At 42.4% G+C, this 16,472-nt stretch carries 13 protein-coding genes; 3 read left to right on the top strand and 10 right to left on the bottom strand.

Translation table 11 applies throughout. The annotated features are described in order from the left end of the window. The 6 genes from DFP82_RS11410 to DFP82_RS11385 form a co-directional block, all read right to left on the bottom strand. The coding region (locus DFP82_RS11410; RefSeq protein ID WP_146221338.1) for an Ig-like domain-containing protein at positions 1 to 1,946 on the bottom strand (1,946 nt) is incomplete at its 3' end. A gap of 83 nt (positions 1,947 to 2,029) precedes the next feature. Continuing rightward, a complete protein-coding gene (locus DFP82_RS11405; protein ID WP_110923849.1) occupies positions 2,030 to 2,992 on the bottom strand; it encodes an OmpA family protein in 963 nt (320 codons plus the stop codon). Between the two features lie 384 nt (positions 2,993 to 3,376). Then, entirely contained in the window at positions 3,377 to 3,973 is a 597-nt protein-coding gene (locus DFP82_RS11400; RefSeq protein ID WP_110923848.1) for a class I SAM-dependent methyltransferase, read from the bottom strand. 165 nt (positions 3,974 to 4,138) lie between these two features. Next, positions 4,139 to 8,443, bottom strand: coding sequence for an ATP-dependent RNA helicase HrpA (gene hrpA, locus DFP82_RS11395; protein WP_245905714.1), 4,305 nt, complete (start codon positions 8,441 to 8,443; stop codon positions 4,139 to 4,141). Positions 8,444 to 8,545: 102 nt separating this feature from the next. Then, a complete protein-coding gene (locus DFP82_RS11390; protein WP_110923847.1) occupies positions 8,546 to 9,241 on the bottom strand; it encodes a hypothetical protein in 696 nt (231 codons plus the stop codon). A gap of 108 nt (positions 9,242 to 9,349) precedes the next feature. After that, entirely contained in the window at positions 9,350 to 9,958 is a 609-nt protein-coding gene (locus tag DFP82_RS11385) for a DUF1543 domain-containing protein (protein WP_110923846.1), read from the bottom strand. 297 nt (positions 9,959 to 10,255) lie between these two features. Here DFP82_RS11385 and DFP82_RS11380 point away from each other — a divergent pair, with 297 nt between their 5' ends. Beyond that, complete coding sequence (locus DFP82_RS11380) at positions 10,256 to 10,762, top strand: hypothetical protein (protein ID WP_110923845.1); 507 nt, start codon at positions 10,256 to 10,258, stop codon at positions 10,760 to 10,762. A gap of 40 nt (positions 10,763 to 10,802) precedes the next feature. On the opposite strand, the gene DFP82_RS11375 is transcribed toward DFP82_RS11380, so the two are convergent. After that, entirely contained in the window at positions 10,803 to 11,591 is a 789-nt protein-coding gene (locus DFP82_RS11375; RefSeq protein ID WP_220034744.1) for a metallophosphoesterase family protein, read from the bottom strand. Between the two features lie 139 nt (positions 11,592 to 11,730). Next, complete coding sequence (locus DFP82_RS11370) at positions 11,731 to 13,152, bottom strand: SLC13 family permease (RefSeq protein WP_110923844.1); 1,422 nt, start codon at positions 13,150 to 13,152, stop codon at positions 11,731 to 11,733. A 450-nt stretch (positions 13,153 to 13,602) separates the two neighbouring features. Here DFP82_RS11370 and DFP82_RS14730 point away from each other — a divergent pair, with 450 nt between their 5' ends. Then, complete coding sequence (locus tag DFP82_RS14730; RefSeq protein WP_181416305.1) at positions 13,603 to 13,767, top strand: hypothetical protein; 165 nt, start codon at positions 13,603 to 13,605, stop codon at positions 13,765 to 13,767. Between the two features lie 41 nt (positions 13,768 to 13,808). On the opposite strand, the gene DFP82_RS11365 is transcribed toward DFP82_RS14730, so the two are convergent. Beyond that, entirely contained in the window at positions 13,809 to 14,507 is a 699-nt protein-coding gene (locus tag DFP82_RS11365; RefSeq protein ID WP_110923843.1) for a YoaK family protein, read from the bottom strand. Positions 14,508 to 14,651: 144 nt separating this feature from the next. Then, positions 14,652 to 15,458, bottom strand: a complete 807-nt coding sequence (locus DFP82_RS11360; RefSeq protein WP_110923842.1) for an enoyl-ACP reductase FabI — start codon at positions 15,456 to 15,458, stop codon at positions 14,652 to 14,654. Between the two features lie 342 nt (positions 15,459 to 15,800). Between DFP82_RS11360 and folE the strand changes: the two genes are divergently transcribed. After that, positions 15,801 to 16,397 carry a GTP cyclohydrolase I FolE gene (gene folE, locus DFP82_RS11355; RefSeq protein ID WP_245905713.1) on the top strand — a complete coding sequence of 199 codons (597 nt, stop codon included), beginning with the start codon at positions 15,801 to 15,803 and terminating at the stop codon, positions 16,395 to 16,397. The last annotated feature ends 75 nt before the right edge of the window (positions 16,398 to 16,472 follow it).

Genomic DNA, 16,472 nt, shown 5'->3' with positions numbered 1-16,472 from the left:
TCAACTTCCCATTCGCCTTCGCCTGGTACGGTTAATGTTGTCACTTCAGAGCCATCAGCCGGATCAATGAGCTTGACGCTGGTTGGGTCTATGTCGCCATCAGGGTCGGTGTCGTTACCCAATACGTCAATCAATACGGGCTGATTTAATGGGCCTGACCCTACGTCATCTACTGCAACGGGCGCATCATTCACAGGGGTGACGGTGATGGTTTCTGTGGCGCTCACTTCTGTCGTGCCATCGGTGATGGTGTAGTCAAATTCGACTTCGCCATTAAAGTTGGCATCAGGGGTGAAGCTGATGACACCTGCGGTATCTATGTTCACTACGCCGTTTGGTACGTCAATGCTTTGAGCCACACCTGGGGTTAAGGCGGTGCCGTTAATGTCAGTGATGCTGAGGGTGTCACCATCCAAGTCACTATCAGCGATGCCAGTAGTAAGCGGTGCTAGTACTACGGTGCCGTCTTCTTCTACGGTATATGCATCATCTACTGCCACGGGCGCATCATTCACAGGGGTGACGGTGATGGTTTCTGTGGCGCTCACTTCTGTCGTGCCATCGGTGATGGTGTAGTCAAATTCAACGTCGCCATTAAAGTTGGCATCAGGGGTGAAGCTGATGACACCTGCGGTATCTATGTTCACTACGCCGTTTGGTACGTCAATGCTTTGAGCCACACCTGGGGTTAAGGCGGTGCCATTAATGTCAGTGATGCTGAGGGTGTCGCCATCGAAGTCGCTGTCAGCGTTTAGTGGGTCAAGCACTACGGTGCCATCTTCTTCTACGGTATACGCGTCATCTACTGCCACAGGTACGGTTGGTGGATAGTCAACAACGATGGTGGCTGGGTTAGATGGCTCACCTGTGATGTCAGAGACTACATAGTCTACTGGCGTTGGATCTTCTGTGAAGCCTGACTCTGGGGTGAAAGTAACGGCGCCAGTGGTTGGGTCAACTTCCCATTCGCCTTCGCCTGGTACGGTTAATGTTGTCACTTCAGAGCCATCAGCCGGATCAATGAGCTTGACGCTGGTTGGGTCTATGTCGCCATCAGGGTCGGTGTCGTTACCCAATACGTCAATCAATACGGGCTGATTTAATGGGCCTGATCCTACGTCATCTACTGCCACGGGGGCTGATTGTATATAGTCAACGGCAATGGTCGCTTGGTTAGATTTCAAGCCAGTACTGTCTGAAACCACATAGCTAACGGGAGTTGGATCGCCAGTAAATCCTGTTTCTGGCGTAAAGGTAACCACACCTGTGTCTGGGTCAACGATCCATTCGCCTTCGCCTAGTACGGTTAATGTTGTCACTTCAGAGCCATCAGTCGGATCAATAAGCTTGACGCTGGTTGGGTCTATGTCGCCATCAGGGTCGGTGTCGTTAGCCAAAACATCTATAACTACAGGTTGTCCCACCATACCGCTTTGGGTTTCACCTATTGCTGATGGTGCGCTATTCTCGTCATTATCATCATTACTATTATAGCTAGCAATCAAACCTACCAAACCGAGCCCTGCTGCTGCAGGAATCCACCAAGGTATGGCTGCAGCAATATATTCTTCTCCACCCAAAGCTTGTCCTTCTACGTCACCACTTTCTAATTGCGTGACATAATCATACGTTTCACCAGTATCTGGAATGTAGTAATAATACTCTCCATCTTCAGCAATACCGACTAAAGCACTGTCTGGATTGTCATAAAATCCTTCTATGATGAGATCGCTGTCTTCACCATTTTCTTCAAATGAGACATGTAAATCATTCTTAATGCGTTTGGTAATGATGTGATTAGGGGCACGGTTAATCGCGGTATCATGAAACTCGTAATTGACTTTATCTGTCGCTTGGATGACTGTTGGTATGCCATCTTGAGTAACCACTTCTATTTGGTTGATGGTCTTATGCACATCGTTCGTTTTTACGATTATAGTATTCATGTTATTACCTTCTTTTTTTAATTCAGTGATACCGCTTAGTATTTCTAATTAGGCAAGTGTGGTTGCCTATGCATCATTTTTTATTAGCTGCTTGTGCGTTCTTCAACTACTGCAACCACACGACGATTGAGCTGACGTCCTTCTGCGTTATCGTTACTGGCTCTTGGCTGAGACTCACCATAGCCAATGGCAGTTAAGCGCTCAGGGGCAACCGAGAACTGTGTTATCAACACTTCTTTGACGGCATCTACGCGGCGCTGTGATAAAGCTTGGTTGTAGCTGTCACTGGCACGGCTATCGGTATGACCTTCGATGGTCACGACAGTATTAGGATATTTCACCATAAACGCGGCCAACTCAGATACTTTAGAATAATATTCAGGGCGTACTATGGATTTATCTGTCTCAAACAAGACTTCAAGTTCAATGGTTACTTTTTCAGCGAGTACAGGTACAGTCGGTTGCACAATAGGTGGCGGTGTTACAACAGGTGCTGGACAGTTAGGTACCACTCGGCTGATTTGATGCGTTTGATAGCGTTTAGCATCTAGTAATGGTAAGGCACTTTCAGCGGTTATCTGATCAAGCTTACTTTTGCCTGTGTCGTCCATATCTACATAAAAGAAATAGGTTTGACCGCCTACCAGCTGATAGTCTTTTTTGTCTGCTAGTAAGTCATTGTCTTTAAAGCCAGTAGCATGTGCACTAACTTGATTGGTACCAACACAAGAATTGACGACGGTATAGTTACCAGGATGCAAGCTGACTTGGAATCTATTATTAATGGATACGTTGGCACTGGTTTGTTCTACATCATCATCATTTTTGCGGATAAAGACCAGTCTCGTTTCGTCAGTATCAACGTTAGCAGCCAAGATTTTTTGGAAGTCGGTATCAGCTTGGTTGTTCCATGTTACGTTACCCACTCGCCGGCTGTCGCCTTCATTATCAACACTACTGTGACCAGTCATGGCGCAAGCTGACAGACTCAATAAAAGGGCTGGCAATACGATAGCCGCTGTCATATTCTTGAATACTCTTTCCATGGTTCATTCCTAATTCATCAATGATTTGTGGGTAACTTTTCTGAGTTTTTCTAACAATACGCTATATTTGAGCTATGAACTTACATTAAGACAGTTTTTTTATGAACATACTTATTCAAAATAAGTATATCCGTATTATATTTGGCAAAAAAATACACATAATTTATGTGTAAGAAAGTAATAATGCATAATTACACATAACTCTGATGTATTGATTATATATCAATACTCACAATTCGTCATGTAACACAGCCAAACATTAGTCTAATTTTTCAAATTAAATATTCACTCACTCAGGATATATATAGCTTGGCTCGAGAAAAAATTCTTAATATCTAATAATTTTTATAAAAATAAATTACTTAACTTTTATTATTCCATTTATTATTTTTTTCCAACAAACTGCACAACAGCACTAAGTCCTTGATGACGTTTTCCCTCTGATACCATACGCAGTCGTTCAATACCAATGACTTCCTTAAGCGCTACAAGCTCACTTTGTAAGTTCTCTAACGACCCAAAACGCTCTATTTGACTGGCAGGTGGTCCTCCGATAGCATCTGTCTCTAGCTGCTCTTTGGTATAGGCTTCAACGATAAACACACCATTTGGCTTTAGAGCAGTGACAATCTGCGCATGTATATGTTGACGTAACGCGTCAGGTACATGTGCCCAGATAGAGACAATAGCATCCCATTTATTGGTACCAAAGGGGTAATAGGCCAAATCGGCCACTTGAGTTGTAATTGTCACTCCTCTATCTTTTGCCAACTGTGTCGCTTTTGTCAGACCCACTTCGGACATATCCATCGCAGTAACGCTATAGCCTTGCTGCGCTAAGAAAATGGCATTCCTACCCTCGCCCTCTGCTAGACATAATACGTGCCCACCTGTGGGGATCTGCTCAAACGTCTCTCTCAAAAAATCATTAGGCTTTTTACCAAATGCAAATTCTGTGCCGCTATAGCGTTCGTCCCACATGTTTATCATCCTTTTTGTTTGAGATTATCTCTTACTTTGGTGGTAGTTTACATAAGATAAGCACAGGGCATTAGTGAAATAGTCACTGTTAAATCAGTGGTTTAAAATTATTCACAATACCAAATTTTAAAAAAATTATGATTGTTTAGCACTATAACTCTCTGACTAGCTCACCTTATCCCACATCTTACTTAGACGCTTCGGCGATACTGCCATACGGGTTTTCATAGGTTGGGCGAATAGCTGAATACGATACTCCTCCACCATCCAGCGGTAGTCACTAATGGCGTCTTTGTCCGCACGCCCGGCTAGTCGCTCCATATGTAAATCTAATGCATAGACGCCATCCAGATCCGCATCCAGATTGTGCTCAAGGCGTTCAAGACGAACCTCTAACGCTTCTAGATAACGTGGATACTGTTGCCAATGGCTATAATCCATACGATAGACAAAATCAGCCAAATGTAAATCTTCTAGCTGATCTTCAATATCCTCGATAGACTCACCAAATATCTCCCGATCTAGCATCAATAATCCTTGGCGAATACGTTGCCATCGGGTATAGACGTTTTTAAGCGTTTTGATCACGCTTTGACCAGTCAATAAGAAGTTGCCAGCCACGACTTCTAAGGTTTTCTCATACTCTGCTGAGGTAAACGGTAGCTCCTCAGCCAGCGCCACCGCATTATCGTCTGCATTTTCAGGCAAGTCTGTACTATGATCGAACAATATATAATGCTCTTCAAGCGCCGCGTCTAATGCTGCATCGATGATGATGGTCTTAAGCTTACCCATATCACCAAGTGGTGCAAACGCCAACTTAAAGATGCTATCAACTTGACTGGTGAGCTGTTTTTTCTTTGCCCCAAGCTTACTCTTAATTAAGGCGAGTACTCCGATGCGATGCGCCTGTAATGCCGCATTAACATCCGTATATTGATGAATCGATACCGCTTCACCTGCTTCATCAGCGACCAAAGCCGCAAACTGCTTCATCACCACCCCTGCACTGTGATGGTTTTTGCTAAAGGCAAAGTGCTCAGGGAACTCAGTATGTGCCCCTTGCTGCTCATTAACGGCTTGACGGGTTTCACTGGCATGTCGAATCTGCAACGTTTGCAGGTCACGACCTTTTTCGATAATACGGTTTTTATCATCAACCACACAGATTTGGGGCTGTAAGTAGCGGTCAATCGTAGACGGATTAAATTTATCTGGTGTCACTGACATAATACCGCGACGATTCAACGCTTGGCAGAGCTGCTTCAATAGTCCTTGTCCACCAGCAGGTTGCAACTCGTCAAACAAACCATCAGCCGTATCAGGAATAGGAACTATCTGACGGCGAATGTCTTTGGGTAATGACTTAAGTAATTGCAGCACTAGCTCATAGCGCCAACCAGGTACGCCCCACAATAGCTCAATGGCATCAAGCTGCGGCAACGCGACAAGTGGTACGCGAATGGTTACACCATCATCATCACTTGCTGGGTCAAAGATATAACGTAGCGGTAGTTTTAAGTCACCCAACTTCCATACTTCTGGGAAGTCTCCCGTGGTTGGTGCTTGGCTATTAAGTACATCATCATCGGTAAAGAATAAATGCTTGGTGTCAGATTTTTCGACCTCAGCGCGCCAATCTTCAAAAGATTTACGACTGGCAATATGCTCAGGGATTTTTTTGTCATAAAACTGGTACAGCGACTCTTCATCGACCAACAAATCACGGCGGCGTAACTTATCTTCAATGCGTTCGATGTCTGCAATTTTATCCATATTGTGCTGTAAAAATGGCGCTTGACGACCCAAATTACCAGTGACCAGACCATCACGGATAAATATTTCACGTGACTCGCTTAGATTGACTTGCTCATAATTGGTCAGCTGCTTACTGATAATAATCAGACCAAATAAACTAATCTGTGCGTAGGCTTTGACACGGCCTGTTTTCTTCGACCAATGCGGCTCAAAGTAGTGATACTTCAACAAGTCACCAGCAGCTGAGATAATCCATTCTGGTTCAATCTTGGCAACGGTACGCATAAAGACCTGTGAGGTTTCTACCACCTCAAACGCCATCACCCATGGTGGTATCTGCTTAAATACCGTACTGGCTGGAAATATCTTGGCTTTTTGTTGGCGGGCTGCTAGATATTCGCCACGATTTTCAGTTTTGTGAGCGATAGTGGATAACAGACCTGTCATCAACGCACGATGCAGGTTCGCGTACTTAACTGCCTTTAGCTCTTCATCTTCAATCGCCGTAGGGTCGCTAGTAGTAACCTCTAGCGCCTTGCCCTTAGCAGCAGCTTTGGCATCATTGACATCGGTAAGCTTCAAATCAGTTACCATTTGCACCAGTTGGCGATGCGTCTGATGCCACTCTCGTACACGTGGAAAGCTCAGATAATTTTTCTTAGTAAACTGCTTGCGCTGATTACCAGACAGCTTATTGCCGTCTTCGTCCTTTTCAAACAATGCTTTCCATAGGCTTAAATAGAACAAGAAGTCAGAGTCATCTTGGCGAAACTCCGCATGCTTTTGATCGGCTTGTTGGCGCTTATTGACAGGACGCTCGCGTGGGTCTTGTACCGCTAGCGCAGCGACGACAATGAGCATTTCACGAATACAATCAAAGTCAGAGCCCGCGACCAACATACGTGCCAGCCTTGGATCGATCGGCATACGTGCCATCTTTTGACCAGTAGCTGTCAATGCGAGATGATCAAGACCTTTTTTTGGTTTTGGCTTATTGGTTTTATTCGCAGAAGTGGCTTCAGTTTTAGAAGTAATTGCTCCTAGCTCGTCGAGCAATTTATGCCCGTCCGTGACCAAGCGACTGTCAGGTGGTTCGATAAACGCAAAATCATCGACACTACCTAAGCGCAGATTGGCCATCTGCAAGATGACTGACGCTAAGTTAGTGCGTAGAATCTCAGGTTCAGTGAACTCTGGACGACCGCTAAAATCTTCTTCACTATATAGACGAATACAAACACCCGGCGCAACTCGACCACAACGACCTTTACGCTGATTGGCTGCTGCCTGTGAAATCGCTTCAATAGGCAAACGTTGTACACGCGAGCGGTAGGAATAACGGGAAATTCGCGCAAATCCTAGATCGATAACATAGCGAATACCGGGTACGGTCAGCGCTGTCTCAGCCACGTTGGTCGCAATGACGATACGTCGACCACGACCAGACGGCTGAAAAATACGCTGCTGCTCTTCGTACGTCTGCCGCGCAAATAAAGGTAATACTTCGGTGTGCTTAGGTCCATGACGCTCTAGGACTTCTTGTGTCTCACGAATCTCGGCTTCCGTCGCGGCAAATATCAAGATATCTGCCTGATCAGCATGTCCTTTGCTTTGTGCATCACTAAAGCACTCTTCTACTGCAGCAACGATGGCACGCGGTAAGTTCTCTTCAAAGTCATCATAACTGTCATCATCAGAGCTCGTAACAGGCTCATCAGTGAGTGGACGATAGCGCACCTCTACCGGAAAGCTTCGACCTTCGACATTAAAGATTGGCGCAGGCACTTTACGTTTAAGTTTGGCATCATAGTGACTAAAGTATTCACTAAAGCGCTTGGTATCTAGTGTCGCTGAAGTAATAATGACTTTTAGATCAGGACGCTTGGGTAGCATCTTTTTCAGATAACCCATAATAAAGTCAATATTTAAGCTACGCTCATGCGCTTCATCGATGATAATCGTGTCGTACTTACTCAAAAACCGATCATGACCCAATTCAGCCAATAAGATACCATCGGTAATGAGCTTTACAACGGATTGTGCCGATCCTTGCTCATTAAAACGAATTTTAAAACTAATGGTATTCCCTAAGGGTTCGCCCAATTCTTCTGCAATACGGTTTGCCACACTTCTCGCTGCTAGACGCCTTGGTTGCGTATGCCCTATCTGCCCTTTGATACCACGTCCTGCCAGCATCGCAAGCTTCGGTAACTGCGTCGTCTTACCAGAACCGGTCTCACCTGCGACGATAATAACTTGGTTATCGATGATGGCTTGAATCAAATCATCAGCACGTTGACTCACGGGCAAATCAAGGTTTAGCTTGGCTGGCAAGTCTGCAGGAATGCTATCAATACGCGCCTGTACCGCTTCCTGAGATCGAGTTTTAATTTTGTCGTATTGCTCACGTTTTTTCGTTAACGCTTCATTGGCTTTTTCGTTATTCTCTTTTTTACTCGACACAACGGCACGTGCCAGCTCTCGCTCTAGACGCGTTAAGTAATAGCTGTCTTTAGCGAGTACTGGCAAATCAGCGGCTATATGAGATTGAGCAGCTGTTTTGTCACTGCGTGGTGCGGCACTGTTTGGTATGATATTTAAATTTTCGTGATTTGTATCATCACTTTCTTTATTCGGATTAGTGGTGCTATTGGTTTGACGAGTAGCATTTTCGTTAGATACTTGTGTGATATTCTCAGAATTATTGGACATATTTACTTAGGCTATTTATTATTTAAAAGTGTTTAGATTATGGGGGTAATTTGAGTGTGATTCAAGTTGGTTCTGATGTTTGGTTGGTAACCAAAAAGACCTTTACTGATTTTCAAAGCGCTCAGTCAAAAGAGATTCAAGCTCGTCAGTCATAGGTTTAAATTTAAAATGCTCTGGCTCCATTTGAGCAATCAAAGCATACTGATCATTTTCAATCGAGTTGTTCTCACAAGAAAAATGATTCATCTCCTGACCAGTGATGGTATTAATGATATAAAAAGAGGTATCGCCGTCTTCGTACTGTGTCAACTTATAATAATTATTCGGATCCCGCATAATGAGACTTGTAGCATTAAGGTATTTTACATAATAGGCATCCTCAGTAGCTTGCTGTGCTTCTAAATTTAAAAGATTACCTTGAGTGGCGAAATAATACTTGAGCATATAACCAATATCGCTATTAATCACATCCAAACGTAAATGCTCGCCGTTTTCCGTGACACATTGATATATTATAAAGGGTTCGTACACACGTGGATTAGTGGTCGTGTTTTCATCTTTCACACTCTCCCATTCCATGCCCATAATAGGTGCATCTAACATGACACTTCCCTCTTCCATCAATTTATAACCTATCGGTACGTCTTGATCATTTACCATAGATTGAGAGCTTGATAACTCACTGTTATCTTCTATAGCATTTTCAGCCTCGTTACTTAATACTCCTGTAGTATCATCAGATTTTTCTGGTTCATTCTTGTTATTCCAAAACTCTAAAGCTACTAGAACAATGAACATTCCAATACCTGCAATAACCTACTTAAAAAATCCTTTTATGAAATTTTGCAAATCTGCTCGCCCTATTTTATTTTTGTGAATGAGTTATTTATTCAATAATCTTGTTAATTATAATGCCAATTTTTTTAAATTCTTGATACTCAAATAGCCAACATACTCTTTATCTGCTAAATCCTCATCTACTGCATCATCGACAACATCGATAGGCTCAATCACTAACTGAAGATCTGATATCAGATCATTCACGTTATATATATCGTCTATATCTACCTCAAACTTATCATCAATATGTGAAGCAGCATCAAAAGGCGAGTTGCTATCTTTAAAAGTAAACTGTTGATAAAAAGCACTCTGTTTTGCTTTTTTGATAGCACCTGCTTGATTGGGGGCAACGATGAGTAACTTATAATGAAATTCTTCAAAACTGCCCTGCTGGTATCCACCGAGATTAATGAAAAACAGCTTTAAGTCTTTACTATGATCAGTTTGGTTATCAACTTGCTTACTGGGCTCAACCAATTTAATAGCATGACCATCAACGTTGGTAACCGCACGATACGAGTCAATATGCCACTTGTTTTTTACTTCTGGCCAATGCTCATTGATATCCGCAATTAATTCACTCACCTGATTGGCCACACCAAAGAAAATATCGTGCTGTTCAATCAAGCGACCTTTGGGCCGAGCACCCAGTTGAATCATATATAGGGTTGGCATAAATTATTGCCTTATATCGTCATTCCACTATGAAAGTATTACAGCGTTAACCTCGCTTGAAGTATCAAATATACATCTACACTCGGTTGCCTTGTACTACTTTTAAATTGAATCGACTATAGGTAAAGTTATTAGGATGCACTTTGGCTTTGAACAACTGTCTTACTATTATTATCTTCAGCATATGAGCATGTTGCCAATGATAGAATACTTATGTATATTTTCAAAACTCTAGATATCATGAGAGTTTTCTCTACGTTCTTAATAAAGCGCAATCAATCATAAAGAAGACTCTAGATGAAAAAGTCGTTACCAGTGGTAAAAGTAATGTTTGCAGCAATCATGACTTTGTTAGCACTGTTTTCAATAGAGACTTTCTTTCAGAAAGAGTTAAAACTCACATTTAAGGCCACCTATCACAACATTATTAAAGTCGAGGTTAAGTACCCTGATTCGAAAAATACAATATTGGTTTACGACGTACAACATCATCCTGAAAAAATTACCGCCATAGTCAATGATATAAACATACAAAGCTATAAATCATGGATAAGAGCCAATGGTGGTAAAGAAACAGGTGGTGTCGTCGGTATTTCTCTTTATGACAACACCAATCAATCAGTTGCGAGCTTTTCTTTATCTCCAGATATGCTACTGGAACGAGGAGAAAATTATCGACAGCTTGGTGTCAGTGGTTTTTATAAACCTATAAATCTAAAAGAATACCCAGCATTACAAGGGGTCTGGTGCAACCCTATAAATACTGGCACTTACAACAGCTTGGTACGAAACAAACTATGCTGAATACAATGCAAAACATCAATTATTGCTCTAAATAATGAGCTTACAACACACGCCCCGTTCTCAGTGCAAATGCCCAATCTTCTCGACCATTCTTTGAAGCCAATTGAGCAGCGGCCTCATAATCGTAAGGCACCTTAATATGTTCGGTTTGCCAACGCTTCCCCTGCTCGGTATCAACACATCTAATGATTGCATAACTTGCATGAGGAGAATAGGTCTGCATCCTATGGACATTGGGTAAGTCATCTTCATAGGCAGGATAACCAACGCTACCAGTATTGATAACTATTTGATCAGTCGATAGCTTTACCGTACGCGGGATATGGGTGTGGCCACATACAACAACAGCACTATCAATACCATTGAGCAATGCCAAAATATCTGTGTCACTACGTACTCTCGGTTGACCTGTTTCTATATTTTCTAACAGATATACCATGTCATCCGTCGGCGACCCATGACACAGATAAACGTCTTTACTTAAATGGCAATCAAAAGGCAAGTTTTGCATCCATTTCATCGCGGCGGCTGGCAAGTTGTCGATAATAAAATCTAGCGTTGGATTACTCTCAATATCTGCCGCTGTCGCCTCGTATATCTGCCTATCTTGGTTACCACAAATAGTAATAATATCATCTCGATAGGTCATCAGCAGCTCATAAGTTGCTTTCGGCGCAATCGTACCATACAAAATATCACCAAGATTGACGATTTGTTCTACATTACGACGCTTTATGTCTGCAAGAACCGCCTCTAGAGCAAAGACATTGCTATGAATGTCTGAAATTGCAGCGATAGTACTTATCTGCTGATCATCAAGGTTCATCATATTACTTACCTCCTCTCACCAATAAGGTCTTATACAAATACTAAGAAGCAAATATTAAAACCTCAGAAAGTAAAAAACCCGATGTTTAAGCATCACTTAAAACATCGGGTTTGGTTTCTTTGCTATATTATTTGCTAAGCTATATTAAGAAAAAATATGCCCACAGCCCCACAACAAAGGTGGCGATAATATTAAGAATGATACCGGTACGAATCATCTCTGTTTGCTTGATGAGACCCGTACCAAACACGATAGCATTCGGTGGCGTCGCAACTGGTAGCATAAAGGCACATGATGCACCAATACCAATGACCAATACCAACACTTCATGTGGCAAGCCCATCTGCTCTGCAATAGCAGCAAATACTGGCACCAACAATGCGGCAGATGCCGTATTAGAGGCAAACTCAGTTAAGAAGATAATGAACGCAGATACCGCAATCATCACCACAACCAGTGGTGCCGAAGACAACGCATTAGCGACCGTTTCACCCAGTACTAGAGACGCGCCTGATACTTTTAACACTGTCGACAGCGCAATACCGCCACCGAACAGCATGAGTACACCCCAGTCCGTATTGTCAGAGACTTGCTTCCACGATACCAATCCTAAACTCACCACTGCTGCTGCCGCTGATAAAGCAATAATGGCATCCGTATCAGTGATATCTAGCGCTTCACCAATTTGTTTGGAAAATATCCAACTCAACGCGGTAACAATGAAGACAATAATCGTCACCACACGCGGTTTATTCCAAGCAATAGGCTCATCTTCTACTATCACAATTTTACGATTTAGATTGGGTTTGAGGAACACATACATCGCACCTAATAATAGTGGCAATAACACCAACATCATAGGTATACCAAACTTCATCCAGTCAATAAAGGCGATATCCAGTGCCTTTGCTGCGATAGCATTAGGTGGCGAACCAACGATAGTACCTAAACCACCCAGACTTGCCGAGTAAGCAATACCTAGTAGGACAAATACAAACGTACCGCGATCTTTCTCACGATCGACCTGTGTCAATATACCAAGCGCTAACGGTAGCATCATCGCCGCAGTGGCCGTATTCGATATCCACATTGACAAAAATGCCGTCACGCCAAATATCAAAAACACAGCAGTGTTTAGCTTACCACCTGACATCGATAAAATCTTTAATGCGATTTTTTTGTCCAATTGCTGTACATGCAAGGCGGCTGCCAAAGCAAAACCACCAAAGAACAAATAAATCGTCGGACTAGCAAAGCTCTCTAAACCAATTTTGGCATCGAAGTCTGGTATGCCAATTAATGCACCCACGACCACAACCAATAGCGCAGTAATGGTAACGTGTACCGCTTCCGTCAACCACAGCACGCCAATGAAAAACAACAAGGCTAGCCCTTTATTGGCATTAATATCGAATGGCAACACATTATAGATAATCATAGCGACAATCGCCGCAATAGCGACAACAATCAATCCTTTACCAGTACCTTTTGGAAAGGTATCGGTAAATAAATACTCATTACCATCGTTAGGTAGATGGCTGTCTAGTTTTTGCTCTGACATAAAACGTCCTTATTTCCTCAAAGACAGTGTGAAAATGCCCTACAAATGAAGGCAACTATATATAGTATTCACTTTGTCATTAACCCAAAAAAATACGTGGCTATCATAGCAGATATATGACAAAAAAATTAATTGACAAATTACTTAATAAGTTTATACCAGAACATTCTTTTCACCATTCTTAATGCTGACATATTTATTCGCAATAAGTTCTATGTTAACTGTGGCGTAATTATGCATTTTATCTATGCACTAGAAATAGAAGCACACCATTGAAAACCTATATAATCTCTGGTTACATATATTCACTAAACAAGTGTACACCGTATGTATACAAGAGTATAGCCGTCTCTCATACTGACAGTTGAGCCAAATAATAGTAGGCATCTCAAAGCCTATTTCTATTAGAAATTTATACTGGAAATACATAAAAATAAACAGGAGCACTTTATGACAGACGCAAATAAAACTGACTCAACCACAAAAATGGCACCAACAGACATCAATCAAGACGGTCTAGCCAAAGAAGATCAGCAACGTACTGATGACTCTGCATTAGATATGATGCAAGGTATGCATGAACATGAAAACCACAGCGAAGAAGGTGATAAATAAATTACCGCTTCATGTTTAAGGCAATAGAGAATAGGCGCTTATTATGATGATGAGCGCTTTTTATGTCTTGGCAATCTTTTTTCTGGCAGGTGGTCTGACGCATAGTTATATATAAATGCTGCCGTCAGTACGATAGTGATAGGCACCAGTAACGCGCCATAGCCTACTTTGGCATACAAAAATGCCCCTACTACGCTACCACCACAAAAGCAGTACCAGATAATAGCCTGAAAACCTAGTGTCGGCTTGCTGATTGAACGACCTGCTAACCAATTACCAATCGCCGCCCCCATGTCTGACGTTAAGCCCGTTAAATGAGTTGTTCGAATGACGGCACCACTATAAGTTGCCACCATGGCATTCTGTAATCCACACGCCATCGCAGCGGCTAACTGCCCTAAATAATCATGCTGCTGGTATAACCAATAGCTGACTACTAGCAGAAATGCTTCGAGATATAACGCACGGCCATAACGTTTACCCAGCTTTAAAGGCGCTTGTCCAATCACGAAACCACTCAAGACCGCACCCGCTAAAAAAGACAGCAGCAGCGCACCAATATACAAAATACTGTGCACATCTAAATAAGCAATCGCTGATGCAAATAAGCTCACATTACCAGTAACATGAGAGACTGATAAATTAGCAAAGCCCATTAATGCAGCAGTATTGACGCAGCCCGCACTAAACGCAAGCACTGCACCACCCCACAATATCCACTTTGGTAGTTTAGTTATCATATTTACTGCCTGAAGGCTAACTTAAAAATGGCCTCTAGTATAACCAAAAAAGGCAGCCAATTGGCTGCCTTCCTTATTTCTTAAACTCTATTTTTTAAACAATACTATTAATTACCTAAGAATGCTCTTCATTATCTAAGACAGTTACTTTGGTTCGTCCAGCATCATTAACTGCTCGCTGATGGCAACGGTATTAAAACCCGCATCAACAAACATAATCTCTCCAGTAATACCGGATGCCCACGGAGATAATAAGAACAATGCAGCATTGCCTACTTCTGTCTGGGTAATGTTACGTTGTAGTGGCGCGATCTTTTCGCTGACATCGAGCATTTTACGGAATGATTTGATACCACTAGCGGCAAGCGTACGGATAGGACCTGCTGAAATAGCATTAACACGGATACCTTCACCGCCCATAGAGGTCGCAAGATAGCGAACACTGGCTTCAAGACTAGCTTTTGCCATGCCCATGACATTGTAGTTCGGCAATACTGAGATACTACCTTCATAAGTTAGTGTCAGCATAGAGCCGTGACGCATGGCTAATAATGCACGAGCTTCTTTAGCCAATGCAACAAAGCTATAGCTTGAGATATCGTGCGCAATGTGACTGCCTTCACGAGTGGTCGCGTTGACAAAGTCACCATCTAGCTGATCCATTGGTGCAAAGCCAATTGCATGTACCACACCGTCAATACCATCACCCCAATGAGCAGTCACTTGCTCAAAGCAAGCAGCAATAGACTCGTCAGATGCTACGTCACACTCTAGTACCAAATCTGCTTCGAACTTTTCTGCAGCCATATCCACACGTTTTTTGATCTTATCGTTTGGATACGTCAAAATCAGTGAAGCACCTTCACGGTGTAGCGCTTCTGCGATTGCCCAAGCGATAGAGAGTTTGCTTGCAATGCCCGTTACGACAAATCTTTGTCCTTGAAGTAGCATAGTGTTTCCTTTTGAATCGATCAAATTTATTGATATTAAAAAATTATTTAGAGTTGTTATATATGACAGATAGCCAGTGATAATTAAACACAAATGATAGGTGAACTATTATACACGAATTAATTTAAGTAAACAGTCGTAAACTAGATTTGCCTACAATGGCCTCTAATATTGATTAAACATTGAACTACGAACCACAGCAGTATGAAGTTAAGCAGATTTCAAGTATAATCACAGCCCTTCCCAGCTTGCACAATTTTTATAATAATCCTTTACAACCATTGTTTGTAAACAAGGATTTAGCGTTAAGCTACACCCACATTTTGGATGGCTGCCAAACTTATGAGTAACACCCTAACAATAACATCAAATTACCAAGAGAGCGCTGAGTCTTATCGCCAATTGATCAGCTCAACTGGTGAAGACTTACACCGCCCTGGTCTTGAAGATACACCCATGCGTGCCGCAAAAGCTTTTGCCCATTTAACCCAAGGCTATCATCAGAACTTAGATGAAGTCGTCAATGATGCGCTGTTCCCATCAAGCAATCGTGAGCTAGTACTGGTACAAAATATTGAGTTTTACTCATTATGCGAGCATCATATGTTGCCGTTTCATGGTATCGCACATGTCGGCTATTTACCTAACGGACAAGTCTTGGGCTTATCAAAATTTGCCCGTATCGTTGATATGTTTTCCCGTCGTTTGCAAGTTCAAGAGAACCTAAGCGAACAAATAGCACAAACTATTATGGAAGTCACTGGTTGCCGCGGCGTCGCTGTCGTGATGGATGCAGCACACATGTGCATGATGATGCGCGGTGTCAACAAGCAGCATTCCACCACACGTACGATGTCAATGCTAGGCGAGTTTGTCCATGACAACCAAGCACGTACGGAATTCTTGAGCGCGATACCTAAACGTCAACCTGCTTTTTGATTATTAAAATATATAATCATTAAATATATAATCATTAAATATTCAAAAACAAGAAAAGGACGCATTAGCGTCCTT

Origin of the sequence: Psychrobacter fozii (assembly GCF_003217155.1) — a bacterium.
In the GTDB taxonomy this organism is placed as follows: Bacteria; Pseudomonadota; Gammaproteobacteria; order Pseudomonadales; family Moraxellaceae; genus Psychrobacter; species Psychrobacter fozii.
Note: the sequence above shows the minus strand (reverse complement) of the source record. Positions and strands in the feature narration are given on the sequence as shown.